At 63.4% G+C, this 15,496-nt stretch carries 13 protein-coding genes; 3 read left to right on the plus strand and 10 right to left on the minus strand.

What is annotated here, in order from left to right:
• Positions 1 to 75 precede the first annotated feature (75 nt).
• The 6 genes from PV761_RS23395 to PV761_RS23420 form a co-directional block, all read right to left on the minus strand.
• The gene (locus PV761_RS23395; RefSeq protein WP_347899929.1) at positions 76 to 561 is read right to left on the minus strand and encodes a molybdenum cofactor biosynthesis protein MoaE; all 486 of its coding nucleotides are present in this window, start codon (positions 559 to 561) and stop codon (positions 76 to 78) included.
• A complete protein-coding gene (gene fdhD, locus PV761_RS23400; protein WP_347899930.1) occupies positions 548 to 1,429 on the minus strand; it encodes a formate dehydrogenase accessory sulfurtransferase FdhD in 882 nt (293 codons plus the stop codon). The genes PV761_RS23395 and fdhD overlap by 14 nt, the downstream gene beginning before the upstream one ends.
• A complete protein-coding gene (locus PV761_RS23405) occupies positions 1,417 to 2,691 on the minus strand; it encodes a molybdopterin molybdotransferase MoeA (protein WP_347899938.1) in 1,275 nt (424 codons plus the stop codon). Before PV761_RS23405 ends, fdhD begins: the two co-directional genes overlap by 13 nt.
• A gap of 146 nt (positions 2,692 to 2,837) precedes the next feature.
• The gene (gene fdhA, locus PV761_RS23410; protein WP_347899931.1) at positions 2,838 to 4,055 is read right to left on the minus strand and encodes a formaldehyde dehydrogenase, glutathione-independent; all 1,218 of its coding nucleotides are present in this window, start codon (positions 4,053 to 4,055) and stop codon (positions 2,838 to 2,840) included.
• Positions 4,056 to 4,384: 329 nt separating this feature from the next.
• Positions 4,385 to 4,987 carry a GTP cyclohydrolase I FolE gene (gene folE / locus PV761_RS23415; protein ID WP_347899932.1) on the minus strand — a complete coding sequence of 201 codons (603 nt, stop codon included), beginning with the start codon at positions 4,985 to 4,987 and terminating at the stop codon, positions 4,385 to 4,387.
• A complete protein-coding gene (locus tag PV761_RS23420) occupies positions 4,984 to 7,311 on the minus strand; it encodes an FdhF/YdeP family oxidoreductase (RefSeq protein WP_347899933.1) in 2,328 nt (775 codons plus the stop codon). The genes folE and PV761_RS23420 overlap by 4 nt, the downstream gene beginning before the upstream one ends.
• 250 nt (positions 7,312 to 7,561) lie before the next feature.
• Here PV761_RS23420 and PV761_RS23425 point away from each other — a divergent pair, with 250 nt between their 5' ends.
• Positions 7,562 to 8,257, plus strand: coding sequence for a GntR family transcriptional regulator (locus PV761_RS23425; RefSeq protein WP_051629133.1), 696 nt, complete (start codon positions 7,562 to 7,564; stop codon positions 8,255 to 8,257).
• A 103-nt stretch (positions 8,258 to 8,360) separates the two neighbouring features.
• Here the strand turns inward: PV761_RS23425 and PV761_RS23430 are convergent, their stop codons facing one another.
• The 4 genes from PV761_RS23430 to purU form a co-directional block, all read right to left on the minus strand.
• On the minus strand, positions 8,361 to 9,236 hold the full coding sequence (locus PV761_RS23430; protein ID WP_347899934.1) for a bifunctional 5,10-methylenetetrahydrofolate dehydrogenase/5,10-methenyltetrahydrofolate cyclohydrolase: 876 nt from the start codon (positions 9,234 to 9,236) through the stop codon (positions 8,361 to 8,363).
• The gene (locus PV761_RS23435; RefSeq protein ID WP_028272942.1) at positions 9,233 to 9,859 is read right to left on the minus strand and encodes a cyclodeaminase/cyclohydrolase family protein; all 627 of its coding nucleotides are present in this window, start codon (positions 9,857 to 9,859) and stop codon (positions 9,233 to 9,235) included. The genes PV761_RS23430 and PV761_RS23435 overlap by 4 nt, the downstream gene beginning before the upstream one ends.
• Positions 9,860 to 9,986: 127 nt before the next feature.
• Positions 9,987 to 12,479, minus strand: a complete 2,493-nt coding sequence (locus tag PV761_RS23440) for an FAD-dependent oxidoreductase (protein ID WP_028272943.1) — start codon at positions 12,477 to 12,479, stop codon at positions 9,987 to 9,989.
• 53 nt (positions 12,480 to 12,532) lie between these two features.
• On the minus strand, positions 12,533 to 13,447 hold the full coding sequence (gene purU / locus PV761_RS23445; protein WP_347899935.1) for a formyltetrahydrofolate deformylase: 915 nt from the start codon (positions 13,445 to 13,447) through the stop codon (positions 12,533 to 12,535).
• A 134-nt stretch (positions 13,448 to 13,581) separates the two neighbouring features.
• On the opposite strand from purU, the gene PV761_RS23450 reads away from it, so the two are divergent.
• Together PV761_RS23450 and glyA are read left to right on the plus strand one after the other, a co-directional pair.
• Positions 13,582 to 14,259: a GntR family transcriptional regulator gene (locus PV761_RS23450; RefSeq protein WP_347899936.1), complete on the plus strand. Its 678-nt coding sequence runs from the start codon at positions 13,582 to 13,584 to the stop codon at positions 14,257 to 14,259.
• A gap of 167 nt (positions 14,260 to 14,426) precedes the next feature.
• On the plus strand, positions 14,427 to 15,496 hold a 1,070-nt coding region (gene glyA / locus PV761_RS23455), incomplete at its 3' end, for a serine hydroxymethyltransferase (RefSeq protein WP_347899937.1).

Genomic DNA, 15,496 nt, shown 5'->3' on the forward strand with positions numbered 1-15,496 from the left:
GCATCGGACGTGACGGGAGCACCGGACTGTGTGGTGGACACAGCGGGCGCAGAGATGTTCAAGGTCATCTTTCTCCTATGTTTCTATTTCTTGCGAGGGACGTTCTGAAGGAAGTTGTTGGACTGCTCCGACCCATTCCACGGTGCCGTCTGCGAAGAATTGCTCCTTCCAGATCGGCACGCGGGCCTTGATGCGGTCCACAAGCTGTGAGCACACCTCAAATGCCTGGCCACGGTGGGCTGCTGACACTGCACAGACCAGTGCAGGATCACCCACCTCCAGCATCCCGACGCGGTGGGCGGCCCAGATGCGGACCGGCTTGTCGGCCTTCCCGGCATGCTCCGCGACCAATTCCGCCACGACTTCGGCCAGGATGTGGTGTGCCGTGGGGTGGGCCGAGTAGCTTAATCTGCTCACGGCCATGCCGCCGTCGTGGTTCCGGACAACTCCGCTGAAGCTGACAACGGCCCCGGCTTCGTCGCCCTGGACGGCGGCTGTGGCCCGGTCCACGGAGATGGGGTCTTCGCTGAGCTCGGCGAGGACAACATCAAACCCTGGCATGGGTTACCTCGCGGGCCACATTCTGCCGACGGCTCAGCCTTTCGTGGCCGGCGTAGACGTTCAGGCTGTGTCCCCGGCTGAATCCAACCAGCGTCACTCCGGTCTCGACGGCGAGGTCGGCGGCCAGGCTTGAAGGCGCGCTCACCGCAGACAGGACAGGAATGCCGGCCATGGCGGCCTTCTGGACTAGTTCGAAGGACGCGCGCCCGGACACCTGGAGGACGGTGCCACCCAGAGGCAGTAGATTTTGGCGCAGCGCCCATCCCACCACTTTGTCCACAGCGTTGTGGCGCCCCACATCCTCCCGGAGACAAAGCAACTCCGGGCCGGCCCCATCCACCTTGAACAGGCCGGTCGCATGGACGCCGCCCGTCTTGTCGAACACCGCCTGGGCCTCGCGCAGCCGCTCCGGCAGTTCGGCGAGGACATCCACGTGAATCTGCAGCGGGTCCTTGGCAGGATCGAAGGGAAGGGTCTTGCGGACGGACTCGATCGATTCTGTCCCGCAGATGCCGCAGGAGCTCGAGGTGTACACATGCCGCATGGTGTCAGGCATGGGTACATCAGGCCTCAACTGGGCGTCGACCACGTTATATGTCCGTTCTCCCCTGGCATCGCCGGTGCAGAAGCGCAGTGATACCAGTTCGGAGTTGGAGCTGATGATGCCTTCCGAGACCAGGAACCCGGCCACCAGGTCAAAATCGTCCCCCGGGGTCCTCATAGTGACAGCGAAGGAGCGGCCTCCGATTCGGATTTCCAAGGGCTCTTCAGCGGCGAGTACGTCTTCCTTGAACCGCACCGTGTATTCGGTGCCGGAGCCGTCCAGGTTGAAGCGGTGGATCTTGCGGCGCTGTGTCATGCGGGCCATGCGGTGCTCCGTGCTCGGTTGCCGGTGGAAGGGATGGTTTCTTTCGCCTGCGTCCAGGGGAGCGGGAGCACAGGAACCGGCTCGCCGGACTGGACTCCGGCCGGGGGAACGGCCATGACGCCGTCGGCCCAAGCCAGTCCACGCATCATGCCGGGCCCCGTATGCGAGGCGGGGAAGGCAAGTCCCTCGACGAACGTGCAGGGAATCAGGCGGGTACGGCCGGGGCACGGATCAACGTCAGCCGCGGAGGTGACCTGTCCAACGGCACTCAGGGGCCTGCCTCCGAGCGCCTCCATCAGTGGTGCACCTATAGTGATGAGCGCCATCATTGCTGCCAGGGGGTTACCGGGCAGCCCGACGACGAAGCGGCCGTCCGGGAGCACGGCCAGGACTGCCGGGTGGCCCGGCCGCATGGCGATGCCATCCAGCAACAGCTGTCCGCCGAGTGCAGCGATCGCGGCGCGAAAATGATCTGTCCCGGAACAGCCGGTTCCGCCGGTGGTTATGGTCAGGTCCGGCAATCGCCCGGGGAACGCGTCAGTACCGTCAAGTGCCGCGAGCCACTCGGGGTAGGAATCCCCGATCCGCAGGGAGCCGGCAGGTGTGCCCCCCAAAAGGGAAATGACCGTCCCCAGCTGCGGACCAAAAGTGTCCCTGACACGTCCTGGTTCCGGAACGCCTGACGTGACCACTTCGGAACCGGTCAATACGATGCCGACCGCCGGCTTGGGCTGCACCAGCAGGTTGTCGTGGCCAGCCACGGCGGCGAGGGCGATGTGACCCGGGTTCAGTGTTGTGCCGGCCGGGATCAGCACCTCACCGGCAGCAGCTTCCTCGCCCGCGGGACGAATGTGTTGGCCCAGGCCCGGCTCGCCTTCCTTTGCGTTGTCATTGAGTCGCAGGAGAAGGCTGCCGTCGGCATCCTGGTGGATCTGGCCACTTTCCTTGCGGAGTATCGACTTGGCGCCGACAGGTACGAGTCCGCCGGTGGCTATGACGCTGGCACTTCCGGGGCGCAAAAAAGGTCCGGGGCCGGCAAGGATCCACGGACCGCCGCCGTTGATGGCCCATCCGTCCATGGCAGACGAATCGTAATGGGGGAGTTCTTGCAGGGCGGCGACATTGCGGGTGAGCGTGTGGCCTGCTGCCAAGGCGAGCGGAACCTCCACGGGCGCGAGCGGGACAGCGCAATCGAAAGCCAACTGCCGGGCTTCCGGCCAGGTGGGGGACGGATGTCCGGGGGGCCGCCACGCAGGGCGCAACTCCGGACTGCTGCCGCTGGTGGCGGTATCTTGGGCCAGCAAGGCTGCCCCTTTCCTGAAGGTAGCGGTTCAATGAAACGTACGGGCCGGGGACCGCGAGGGTGCACCATGTGGTGCTTCCCCCGCAGTCCCCGTCAGCTGGGGTGCTACGCCTTGACGTATCCATTCGGGTTCAGCACGAACTTTGTTGCCGAGCCGGCGTCGAATTCGGCGTAGCCGCGGGGCGCATCCTCGAGCGTTATCGCTGTGGCGTTCACTGCCTTGGCGATCTGCACCTTGTCATGCAGGATGGCCATCATCAGCTGGCGGTTGTACGACATGACGGGGCACTGGCCCGTGGTGAACGACAGGGACTTTGCCCATCCGGTGCCCAGTGACAGCGACAGGGAGCCGTGCTTGGCGGCCTCGTCAATTCCACCGGGGTCGCCCGTGACGTACAGGCCGGGGATGCCCAGGGCCCCACCCGCGGCGGTAATGTCCATGAGGGAATTCAGCACGGTGGCCGGGGCCTCGTGGGATGTGTCCTTTCCGTGCCCACGGGCTTCGAAGCCCACGGCGTCGACACCGCAATCCACTTCGGGAACACCAAGGATCTGTTCGATCTGGTCCTTCGGATCCCCGTTGGAGACGTTCACCGTCTCGCACCCGAAGGTTCGGGCCTGCGCCAGTCGGTCTTCGTTCATGTCGCCGACGATAACGACGGCGGCACCAAGCAACTGCGCACCGACGGCGGCGGCGAGGCCAACCGGGCCGGCGCCGGCAATGTACACCGTGGACCCGACGCCGACGCCGGCAGTGACGGCGCCGTGGAACCCGGTGGGGAAGATATCCGAGAGCATGGTCAGGTCCATGATCTTTTCCAGGGCCTGGTCGCGGTCGGGGAACCTGAGCAGGTTCCAGTCGGCGTAGGGGACCAGCACGTATTCTGCCTGGCCACCCACCCAGCCGCCCATGTCCACATAACCGTAGGCGCTGCCCGGACGATCCGGGTTGACGTTCAGGCAGATGCCGGTTTTGCGCTCTTTGCAGTTCCGGCAACGGCCACAGGAGATGTTGAAGGGTACGGAGACGATGTCTCCCACCTTGATGAATTCCACATCCGGCCCGACTTCCACCACCTCGCCGGTGATTTCATGGCCAAGGACGAGGTCCTTTGGTGCAGTGGTGCGTCCGCGCACCATGTGCTGGTCCGAGCCGCAGATGTTGGTTGTCACCGTGCGCAGGATGGCACCGTGGGGTACTTTCCGGCCCACGTTGGCCGGATTGACGCCAGGCCCGTCTTTGAGTTCAAACGTCGGGTAGTCGGTAGTGATGATTTCGACGACACCGGGTTCCTTGTAGGCTACGGCTCTGTTTCCTGACATGGACACTCCTTTGGCTACGGGGGGATGGTGTGGGTTGGTGCCGGGCTTGCCATATCGGATTGCCTTGCACTGGTCCGGCAGGTTGCCGGCGCTGCCCCGTTGCCCGAGAGTGGTGCTTCGATGAGGATACCTCCCCAGGTTTCTGGCCACCGAAGCACCGTTCACGGGAACGGGACAGCTAATCCTTCGCGAGGACGAAGGCTGCCAGTAGCAGGCCGGGCGTACTGACTGACGTTCGTCCGGCATGCACGGACTGATATTTTTCTTTGATCAGTAAAGATATATCAGTGCCATCGTATGGCAGCCACGGGGGCATGTCCAGAGATTTCTTATCGGCCGTGGATCAGGCTCAGGGCCTCGGCCCGGGCGGCCGGCAGGCGCAGTTCACCGCGGACTGCCGACGTGATGGTCTTTGCCCCGGGCTTGCGGACGCCCCGCATTGACATACACAGGTGCTCGCACTCGATCACCACGATGGCGCCCAGCGGCCGCAGCGCTGTGACCAGCGCATCGACAACCTGGGTGGTCAGCCGCTCCTGGACCTGGGGCCTTCGCGCAAAGACGTCTACCAGCCTGGCAATCTTGCTGAGGCCGGTCACGAGTCCCTCGCCGGAGGGGATGTAGCCCACATGCGCCACGCCATGGAACGGCACCAGGTGATGCTCGCAGGTGGAGTAGAACGGGATGTCCTTGACGATGACCATTTCACCGTGTCCGAGGTCAAAGGTCCTGTCCAGGATGGCCAGGGGATCCTCATGGAGCCCGCCGAACATCTCCGCGGCGGCCCGGGCTACACGGGCCGGGGTGTCCGCCAGTCCCGGCCTTTCGGGGTCCTCCCCGATGGCAAGGAGGTATTCGCGGACAGCCCGTTCCACCCTTGGCCCGTCCACACCCTTGGTGACGGCTGCTTCGGTCGTCAGGATAGAGCTCACGCTTCGGCCCGCTCAAGCCGCACGATAACGGACTTGGACGTAGGCGTACCGCTGGTGTCGGCTACGGAGTCAAGGGGCACGAGGACGTTGGTTTCCGGGTAGTAGGCCGCCGCGCAACCCTTTGGCGTCGAGTATGAAACGATGCGGAAGTTTTCGGCCCGTCGTTCGGTCCCCTGGAATTCGGAGATGAGATGGACCATGTCCCCGGCCGTGAACCCTAGCTCAGTAATGTCGTCCGCGTTGATCAGGACAACGCGGCGCCCGCCGTGGATGCCGCGGTAGCGGTCATCCTTGCCATAGATGGTGGTGTTGTACTGGTCATGGGATCGCAGGGTCTGGAGGACGAGCCGTCCTGCGGGGACCTTGATGAATTCAAGGTCGTTGCCAGTGAAGTGGGCCTTGCCCGAAGCCGTATCGAACTTCCTGGCGTCCCGGGGCGGGTGGGGAAGGACGAACCCGCCTGGGTTCTGGATCCGCTCCTCGAAGTTCTCGAAACCACTGAGGACCGCTTCGATGTGTTTCCGGATGATGGAGTAGTCGTCCTTCATGGCGAGCCAGTTGGCTTTGGGGCTATTGGGCAGCGGGAGGTTGTCGCTGCCGGTGAAGATCTTGCTGGCAATGTTGCAGACAATGGCCACTTCGGAGTGCAGGTGCTCACTTGCGGGCTTAAGCCGTCCGCGGGAGGCATGGACCGCACTCATGGAGTCCTCCACGGTCACCCTCTGGTCGCCGGTGCGCTGGGTGTCCTTCTCGGTGCGTCCCAGCGTCGGAAGTATCAGCGCACGTCGACCCGTCGATACGTGGGAGTGGTTCAGCTTCGTAGAGATCTGCACGGTCAAGCGCGTGTTGGCCAGCGCCTGTTCCGTGACCTCGGAGTCCGGGGCCGCCCGTACGAAGTTTCCGCCCATGCCGATGAAGACGCGGACCTTGCCGTCCCGCATGGCACGGATAGCGGCGACGGTGTCGAAGCCATGCGCCCTGGGGGAGAGGAAGTGGAATTCGTGGTCAAGCCTGTCGTGGAAGCTCTCCGGCATCTTCTCGAAAATCCCCATGGTCCGGTCGCCCTGGACATTGGAGTGGCCGCGCACGGGGCAGACACCGGCCCCGGGCTTGCCGATGTTGCCTTGCAGAAGCAGGACATTGACCACGTCGCGGAGGGTGGGAACCGAGTGCTTGTGCTGGGTCAATCCCATGGCCCAGCAGACGATTGTGGCGCTCGAGGCCAGGATGCGCTCGCCTGTGGACTTAATTTGTTCCAGTGTCAGCCCGGTGGCTTCGACGATGTCGTCCCATTCCGCTTTTTCCAGGTAGCGCAGGTAGTCGTCGATGCCAACGGTGTGGTCCTTGATGAACTCGTGGTCCAGCACGGTGGGGAGGCCGGGGGTCTTGCGCCCTTGGGCTTCGGCTTCGAGAAGGTATTTGCCAAGCCCCTGGAAGAGGGCCTGATCGCCGCCGGCGCGGATTTGGAGGAAGTCGTCAGTCAGTTGTGTGCCCACCACCATGCCGGTAATGTTCTGCGGGTTCTCGAACCGCAGTAGCCCGGCTTCGGGAAGCGGATTCACGGAGATGATGACGGCGCCGTTCTTCTTCGCCTTCTCGAGCGCACTGAGCATGCGCGGGTGGTTGGTCCCGGGATTTTGACCCGCCACAAAGATCAGCGACGCCGTCTCCAGGTCCGTGAGGCTGACGGAGCCTTTGCCGATGCCGATCGTTTCCACCAGGGCCGAGCCGGACGATTCATGGCACATGTTGGAGCAGTCGGGCAGGTTGTTCGTCCCGATGCCGCGAACGAGGAGCTGGTAGGCGAAAGCGGCCTCGTTCGATGTCCGCCCGGACGTGTAGAACACTGACTGGTCGGGGTGCTCCATGTCCTTGATCTCCCGGGCGATCAGCTCATAGGCGTCGTCCCATTCGATGGGCTTGTAGTGGGTTGCGCCTTCGTCGAGGACCATCGGATGAGTCAGCCGGCCCTGCTGGCCCAGCCAGTAGTCGTCGCGCGTCTTCAGGTCCGCAATGGAGTGTTGCGCGAAGAATTCGGGCGTGACACGGCGGAGCGTGGCTTCTTCGGCCACTGCCTTGGCACCGTTCTCGCAGAATTCCGCAGCGTTGCGCTTTTCGTGTTCGGGCCAGGCGCAGCCCATGCAGTCAAAGCCGTCAACCTGGTTGACAGCCATGAGTGTCTGGATGCTGCGCAGCGGGCCCATCTGCTCAAGGGAAATTTTCAACGCATTCGCCACAGCCGGAAGGCCGACAGCAGTCGTTTTGGGCTTGGTTAGGGTCAGCTTTGACTCGTCGATATTCTGCTGGGGGGCTTTTGAAGCCATGTGATCTTCCCTTCAGATCTTGGCAGGAATCAGTGGAATGGAGGTGCTGCCTGGGGCCGGCGTCATGGCTGGCTGGAGTGTCCGCAGATCTTCTGGAAGACCAGGCACGCGGCCGGGGTCGTTGAGGTGAGGAGTACATGCCGGAGGGTGACATTTTTTAGATCGGATATTGATATATCAGTTCTAGGAATACTATGTACAGGAGGCCTTCGCGTCAAGGCTCAGCCGTGCATTGGGAGGAGACTTGGATATGGCAAGCGGTGGAGAACTGCCGTCGGATGTTGGGGGTTCCTTCCTGCCACCGAGGCAGGAGGAGGAGTCTTTCGCCGACTTCGCCTACAGGGTGCTCTGCGATGAACTGATCGTTTTGGACATCAAGCCTGGCGAACCTTTGAATGACGAAGTGATTTCCAGGCGGCTCGGAGTGGGGAGGACACCCATCCGGGAGGCCATGAAGCGCCTTGAAAGCGACCACCTCGTGGTGGCGTATCCCCGCCGGGGAACATTCGCCGCAGGAGTGGACATCACGGATCTGGCTGAAATTTCCGAAATCCGGCAGCTTTTGGAGCCTGCGGCCGCAGCGCGGGCTGCCCGGATGGCATCGCCGCAGCTCCGGCAAGAGATCAAGGAATTTGCCAAGGAAGTGGGGGAGCTCCTGCCGGTAATGCACTCCCAGCGGGACCTGATGCGTCTGGACATGCGCGTGCACCGGATGATCTACCGGGCCACAGGGAGCCGGCACCTTGAGGATGTCCTGATCCGATACGACAACCTGGCGACGCGGATCTGGAGCCTTGTGCTTGAGAAACTTCCTCCGGTATCCGAGCATATTGCCCAGCACATTGAGCTGCTCGAGTGCATCGCGGCAGGTGATTCCGAAGCTGCTGCGCGGCTGACGACCAAGCATGTGACGGACTTTGAGAACCTCATCAGGGGCGTCCTATAGCCCATTGGCAGGACCCAGCCTTCGTGCCCGCGCAGATCGCATGGACCTGAGCGGGCACGAGGACAAACTGGGCCTAAGCGACGCAGGGGCTGTCTGCTGTGGATCACACGGCTGTTTCCCGGACCAGGGCACGCGACTGTTCCCGCGCGGCCTCAGTGGTGTGCAGCAGAAGGAGGGATGTGGTGACTGAGCCGACGCCACCCGGCACGGGTGTCAGCGCCCCGGCGATGCCCCGGACACTGGCCTCGTCCACATCCCCCACGAGGGACCCGTCGGGAAGGACGTTGGTGCCGACGTCGATCACTACGGCCCCGGACGAGATATGGCCGCCGTTCAGCAGGCCGGTGCGCCCGGCGGCGACCACCACGACGTCGGCCGTCTTGGTGTATTTCTCCAGCGCCCCCGACCTGGAGTGGCAGACGGTGACGGTGGCGTCGCGTTCCAGCAGCAGCAGGGAGAGCGGTTTTCCGACGACGGCGGAACGTCCAATCACGACGACGTTCCGGCCGGCCACCGGGATGTCGAAGTGGTCAAGGATCTCGGTGACGGCCCGTGCCGTGGCAGGGGCGAACGAGGGCTGGCCGACGGCGAGGCGGCCAAGGCTCAGAGGATTCGCGCCGTCGATGTCCTTCTCAGGGGCGATGTGCCCAACCAGCGCATCTGCATCGACGCCGGGAGGCAACGGCGTCTGGAGAATGATGCCGTTGACGGACGGCTCGGCGCTGAGGTCTTTCAGGACTGAAGCCAATGCCTGTCCTGTCGCGTCGTGGCCCAGGTCCACGATCCGGCAAGTGATCCCCGCGCTTTCCGCGGCCCGTTCGATGGACCGCACATACCAGTGCGTGGAGCCGTCGTTCGTGGCCACAACCACGGCAAGGGCGGGGCGCAGACCGTCAGCTTCGAGGTCCCTGGCTTCGTCGTGGGCCTTGAGCTGAATGAGCTTTGCCAGGTTTCGTCCTGAGAGGAGTGTGGTGCTCAACCGAGAATCCTTTCGCGCACGCGCTTCACGAGCGAGTCTGCTGCCAGGACGACCTTGTCCTCAATGCCATCGGTCTGGTCAGCCAGCCGGGAACGTGCTTCGGTGTCCTTGATGGCCACCACATTGATGTCGATGTTTACCCGTGCAGTGGTGGCGGCTGCCCGGGCAGCGTCGACGGCGGCGGCGACGTCGCTGATCACGTTGGCATTGGCCACCTCGAACAGCTCCGTGGCAAGATCCACGACGGCACCGGCAACGAGGATCAGTTGAGCCGGTGTCTTCGCGGCCTGGACGAGCGCGTCCTGGATGGACGCTGTCCGGGCAGCTTTGAGGTCGTCACTACCTGCGGGGAGCTTGTACGCGTCAATCACGCCTTGGAACGCGTGCTGGTCGGCGTCCGCGAGGCGCAAGGCCTGGGCCACCAGTCCGTCGGCGCTGCTGATGATCCTGGTGACGAGTTCGGTGTGCTGTTCGTATTTCGGGCCGGTGGTGTACCTGGCCACCATGGCGACAAGTGCCGCCCCCTGGGCGGCGTGGAGTGCCGCGGCTGCGCCGCCGCCCGGGGTGGGTTCGCGGGAGGCAAGCCTGGCGAGGTAGTCGTTTATTGTTTCTGAACTGATCATGTGTCTTCCTGGGCTGAAGCTCTGCTCGACTGGCCTGGCATGGGACGGACGAAGGAAAAGCAGCGGCCCGGACTCTGGTTGCGAGGAAACGAGTCCGGGCCGCGTGCCTTTGAACGGCCGGCGGCTGTTAGCCGCGGAGCCGGGTCATCGTGGGGTCGTACAGTGGATCGGCCGTGACCGTGGCTTGGATGCGCCGTCCGAAGTACTCGATCTCGACCGAGTCACCAATGGACACAGCGGCCGGGAGGTACGCGTAGGCGATCGGTTTGGCGACCGTGTAACCGTATGCGGCACTGGTGACGTAGCCAACTGCTTGGTCCTTGTAGAAGACCGGTTCCTTGCCCAGCACTATGCTCCGGCCGTCGTCGACCGTCAGGCAGCGCAGGCGGCGGGCGGAGTTCTCCTCGGTCCGGCCTTCCAGTGCTGCCTTGCCGACGAAGTTCTCCTTGGTCATCTTCACAGCGAAACCGAGTCCCGCTTCCAGCGGGTCGTGCTCGGTGGTCATGTCGGTGCCCCACGAGCGGTAGCCCTTTTCCAAGCGAAGCGAGCTGAACGCGGCGCGGCCGGCAGCGATTACGCCGAACGGCTGCCCTGCTTTCCACAGTGCGTCCCACAGGCGCTGTCCGTTGTCCGCGCTGGTGTACAGTTCCCAGCCCAGCTCGCCGACGTAGGACAGCCGCATTGCCGTGACGGTGACGCCGCCGATGACAACCTTCTTCGCCCGGAAGTAACGCAGGCCGTCGTTGGAGAAGTCGTCGCTGCTGACCGTGCTGATGAGGTCCCGGGCGAGGGGTCCCCACAAGCCGATGCAGCAAGTCCCGCCGGTGGTGTCTCGCACCTGGACCCAGTCGCTGGCGGTTCCGCTTTCCGTCTGGTGGCGTGCGGCCCGCTCAAAGTAGGCCGTGTCGATGTTTCCATTGGCTCCAAGCTGGAAGGTGTCTTCGCTCAGGCGGGCCACGGTGATATCGCTTCGGATCCCGCCGGCGTGGTCCAGCAGGAGGGTGTAGGTGACGGCGCCCGGCTTCTTGGCCATGTCGGCGGTAGTCAGCTCCTGTAGCAGCTTCAGGGCTCCGGGGCCGGAGACCTCCAGGCGCTTGAGCGGAGTCATGTCGTACATGGCCACCGCAGTGCGGGTCTTCCAGGCTTCGGCGGCGGCGATGGGCGAGCTGAACATCCCGGACCAGGCGTCACGTGCCGGCGGCTGCCATTCGTCAGGCATCTCCTTGAGCAGTTCGGCGTTGGCTTCGAACCAGTAGGGACGCTCCCATCCGCCGCCCTCCAGGAAGTACCCGCCCAGCTGCTTGTGGCGTGCGTGGAACGGGCTGACGCGGAGGTTGCGGGGGGAAAGCTTGGGCTGGAGCGGGTGCATGACATCGTAGATTTCCACGAAGTTCTGCTGGGACGTTTCGCTGACGTATTCGGGGGTCAGCTGGACCTCTTCGAAGCGGTGGATGTCGCAGTCACCAAGATCAATGCTGGACTTGCCGGTGGTCAGCAATTCAGCAACAGCGCGGGCGATGCCGGCCGAGTGGGTGACCCACACGGCTTCGGCGACGAAGAAGCCGTCCAGCTCCTTGGACTCACCCACCAGGGATCCGCCGTCGGGGGTGAAGGAGAAGATGCCGTTGAAACCGTCCTCGATTTCGCTTTCGCGCAGGGCCGGCAGGATCTGCTTGGTGGCCTCCCATGCCGGGAGGAAGTCCTCCAGGGTGAAGTCGAGGCGGGAGGGCATGTTGTGGTCGCTGATGGTCTCGGGTGCGAACGTGCCGAGCTCGTCAAGGTCCACGGGCATGGGGCGGTGGGCGTAGGAACCGATGCCGTAACGTTCGCCGTGTTCGCGGTAGTAGAGGTCCTGGTCCTGGTGCCGCAGGATCGGCAGGGAGGCGTCGTTGGGCAGTTCGTTCTTGCCCTTCTGTGCGGGCACCGGAGTGGTCTTCACGTACTGGTGGGCCAGCGGGAGGAGCGGGACTGACATCCCGATCATTTCGCCGATCTTGGCACCCCAGAAGCCGGCGCAGGAGACCACGATATCGGCAGGGATGGTGCCTTCGGAGGTCTGGACACCGGTGACCCGGCGGCCGGACTGCTCGATGCCCGTCACCGTGGTGTTGCCCAGGTACTTGACGCCCGCCGCTTCCGTGCGCTTGATCAGCAGCTGGACGGCACGGGCAGCACGGGCCAGGCCGTCGCTGGGAACGTGGAGACCGCCAAGGATGTCTTCCTCGTTCAGGAGCGGGTAAAGCTCCTTGCACTCGGCGCGGGTAAGGATCTTGCCGTCGATACCCCACGCGGCGGCATAGCCGAGCTTCCGTTTCAGATCGGCGAGGCGTGTCTCGGTGGTCGCGATCTCGAGGCCGCCCACCTGGTTGAAGCAGCTGACGCCGTCCTCGGTCAGGGACAAAAGCTTCTCAACCGTGTACTTGGCGAACAGCGCCATCGACTTTGAGGCGTTGGTCTGGAAGACGAGGCCCGGGGCGTGGGACGTGGAGCCGCCGGGCATGTTCAGGGGTCCCTGGTCCAGTACGGTGATGTTGTTCCAACCCCGCGCGACCAGTTCGTCGGCCAGGTTCGTCCCGACGATTCCCGCTCCAATAATGACAATGCTTGGTGTCGAAGCCATGTGGTTTCTCCTGCTGATTTTCGTGTGTTGTCTTGTTGATGGGGTGGTCGTGCTTAACGGAACACAACAGTGCTGGTTTGGTCCAGCAACACACGGTGTTCGCAGTGCCATCGCACGGCGCGGGACAGTGCCAGCGCTTCCGCGTCCTGCCCGACTGTTGACAGTGCGGTGGGACCGTAACTGTGGTCCACCCGGATGACTTCCTGCTCGATGATTGGACCTTCATCAAGTTCAGCAGTCACGTAGTGGGCTGTGGCACCTACAAGCTTGACACCGCGGTCGTACGCCTGGTGGTACGGGCGGGCTCCCTTGAATCCAGGAAGGAAGGAGTGGTGGATGTTGATGGCCCGGCCCTCAAGGGAGCGGCAGAGGTCATCGGAGAGCACCTGCATGTACCGGGCGAGGACAACGAGGTCGATGTTGTGCTCGTCGACGAGGTCCAGCAGGCGCTGTTCGGCGTCCGCCTTCGTTTCGGGGGTCACCGGGAGGTAGATGAAAGGCAGTCCGGCGGCGTCGGCCATGGCCCGGTGGGTTTCATGATTGGAAACCACAAGGACGATGTCGCCGCCAAGGCTGCCGCCGCGCCACCGGAAGATCAGGTCATTCAGGCAGTGGCCGAACTTGGACACCATGACCAGAATGCGCTGCTTGGTCTGGTCATGGAAGCTGAACTTCATGTCGAAGCGGTCCGCAATGGCGCTGAACTCCTCCTGCAGCCGCTCCGGCGTGTACTCGGGGGAACCCGAGAATGCGGTGCGCAGGTGCAGCGTCTCGCGGAGGCCGTCGTCGAACTGCTGGTGCTCGTCGATGTTGAAGCCTCGCTCGAAGAGAAAGGTGGTGACCGCCTGGACAATGCCGGCACGTTCGACGCACGTCAGTGTGAGTACGAACTTTTGGGCCTTGTCCTGCGCGCGGGGCTCGGTGAGAGTCAGCGTGCTGGGTGATGAGTCTGTTGCCACTATGGTCATGTCTCCTCCTTTAGGAATTTACGTTAGATATATTCTTGGATCAAGTACTGATATATTAGGTTTGGGAATCAGCGTATACTGGTCAGTGGGCGAGGTCAATAGCCTGTTTGGCTTGAATGGAAAGGGGCAAGGTTATGGCAGCTGAAGCGTTGGCGATTGTGGAAGATGCGGTCAAGAAGTCATTGGCGGACGTGGCGTACGAGCGCATCCGCGACCGGCTGCTGATGCTTGACATCAAACCCGGCGATCTCCTGTATGACGACCACCTCGCCAAGGAACTCGGTATGGGGCGGACTCCAGTGCGGGAGGCTTTGAAGCGGCTTGAGCTTGACCGCCTGGTGGTTTCGTACCCGCGGAGGGGTACTTTTGCCACCCGCGTGGACGTGACCGACCTTGCCTTCATTTCAGAAATCCGGACGCAGCTTGAACCTCTCGCAGCTGCCCGTGCTGCCCGGGTGGCCACGGAGCGGCAACGCGAGCAGCTGCGGGCTGTGATGCGGGCTGTTGAATCCTTCGATACCCATGCGGCCTCGGTAGTTGAAACCCTGCGCTTGGACGCGCGCGTACATCAAGGCATCTACGCGGCTGCGGCCAATCCCCACCTGGAGGACATCCTGATCCGGTACGACAACCTCGCCACCCGCATCTGGTGCATGGTGCTGGATCGCCTTCCCGATCTTTCCCGGCACGTGCATGAGCACCTGGACCTGCTCGGCGCTGTGATTGCCGGCGATGAGGCGCGGGCCGCTGACCTGGCGAGAGTCCACGTCAGTGGCTTTGAGGACGCCGTCCGCAAGGCGCTCTTCAGCTGATCTGAGCCCCGCGTTTGCCCGTGTTAACAAAAGCGCGGCCCTTAGGGCCGCGCTTTTGGCGTCTCCGGGAAGGGCTGAAAATCTGTTGACACCCATCGGCCTCGATAGCATACTTGAGTCACGAAACTAATATATCAACAGGATATTAGATAGCAGAGGAGATAAAGATGGTCGACGTTCTGACCCGTACGCTCGCAGAGACCGATCCGGCGATCCACGCAGCCGTTCAGCAGGAGCTCCTGCGACAGCAGGACACGCTGGAGATGATCGCCTCCGAAAACTTTGCGCCGAGTGCCGTCATGGAGGCACAGGGTTCGGTCCTGACCAACAAGTACGCCGAGGGCTACCCGGGCAAGCGCTATTACGGCGGCTGCGAGCACGTTGATGTGGTTGAGCAGCTGGCCATCGACCGTCTTAAGTCATTGTTCGGCTCCGAATTCGCCAATGTGCAGCCGCACTCCGGCGCCCAGGCCAACGCAGCGGCGATGTTCGCCCTGATCCAGCCCGGCGACACCATCCTGGGGTTGAACCTCGCGCACGGCGGCCACCTCACCCACGGCATGAAGATCAACTTCTCCGGCAAGCTCTACAAGGTGGTTCCGTACGGAGTCGGCGAAGACACCATGCTGATTGACATGGCTGAAGTCGAGCGCCTGGCGGTTGAGAACAAGCCGAAACTGATCGTTGCCGGCTGGTCTGCCTACTCCCGCCAGCTCGATTTCGCTGAGTTCCGCCGGATCGCGGACCTCGTGGGTGCCTACCTGATGGTGGACATGGCGCACTTCGCCGGCCTGGTGGCCGCAGGGCTGCACCCCAACCCCGTGCCCCACGCCCACATCGTCACGAGCACCACCCACAAGACCCTCGGCGGTCCGCGCGGTGGTGTGATCCTGACCAACGACGCCGACATTGCCAAGAAGGTCAACTCTGCGGTGTTCCCCGGCCAGCAGGGCGGCCCGCTGGAGCACGTCATCGCCGCCAAGGCCGTGGCCTTCAAGCTCGCTGCCGAGCCGGCATTCCGCGACCGTCAGGAACGCACCCTGGAAGGCGCCCGCATCATTGCGGAACGCATGCTGTCTGCCGACGTTGCAGAGTCCGGCGTGACTGTCGTCAGCGGTGGCACCGACGTGCACCTGGTCCTGGTGGATCTGCGGAACTCGGAACTGGACGGCCAGCAGGCCGAAGACGCCCTGCACCGGATCGGTATCACCGTGAACCGCAACGCCGTGCCGTTCGA

The organism is Arthrobacter sp. CC3 (genome assembly GCF_039907775.1).
Classification (GTDB): domain Bacteria; phylum Actinomycetota; class Actinomycetes; order Actinomycetales; family Micrococcaceae; genus Arthrobacter.

Coding starts and splice junctions, on each gene's coding strand:
- PV761_RS23395 (WP_347899929.1), bottom strand. CDS start 561: ATGCCAGGGTTTGATGTTGTCCTCGCCGAGCTCAGCGAAGACCCCATC.
- fdhD (WP_347899930.1), bottom strand. CDS start 1,429: ATGGCCCGCATGACACAGCGCCGCAAGATCCACCGCTTCAACCTGGAC.
- fdhA (WP_347899931.1), bottom strand. CDS start 4,055: ATGTCAGGAAACAGAGCCGTAGCCTACAAGGAACCCGGTGTCGTCGAA.
- PV761_RS23420 (WP_347899933.1), bottom strand. CDS start 7,311: ATGGCTTCAAAAGCCCCCCAGCAGAATATCGACGAGTCAAAGCTGACC.
- PV761_RS23425 (WP_051629133.1), top strand. CDS start 7,562: ATGGCAAGCGGTGGAGAACTGCCGTCGGATGTTGGGGGTTCCTTCCTG.
- PV761_RS23435 (WP_028272942.1), bottom strand. CDS start 9,859: ATGATCAGTTCAGAAACAATAAACGACTACCTCGCCAGGCTTGCCTCC.
- PV761_RS23440 (WP_028272943.1), bottom strand. CDS start 12,479: ATGGCTTCGACACCAAGCATTGTCATTATTGGAGCGGGAATCGTCGGG.
- purU (WP_347899935.1), bottom strand. CDS start 13,447: ATGACCATAGTGGCAACAGACTCATCACCCAGCACGCTGACTCTCACC.
- PV761_RS23450 (WP_347899936.1), top strand. CDS start 13,582: ATGGCAGCTGAAGCGTTGGCGATTGTGGAAGATGCGGTCAAGAAGTCA.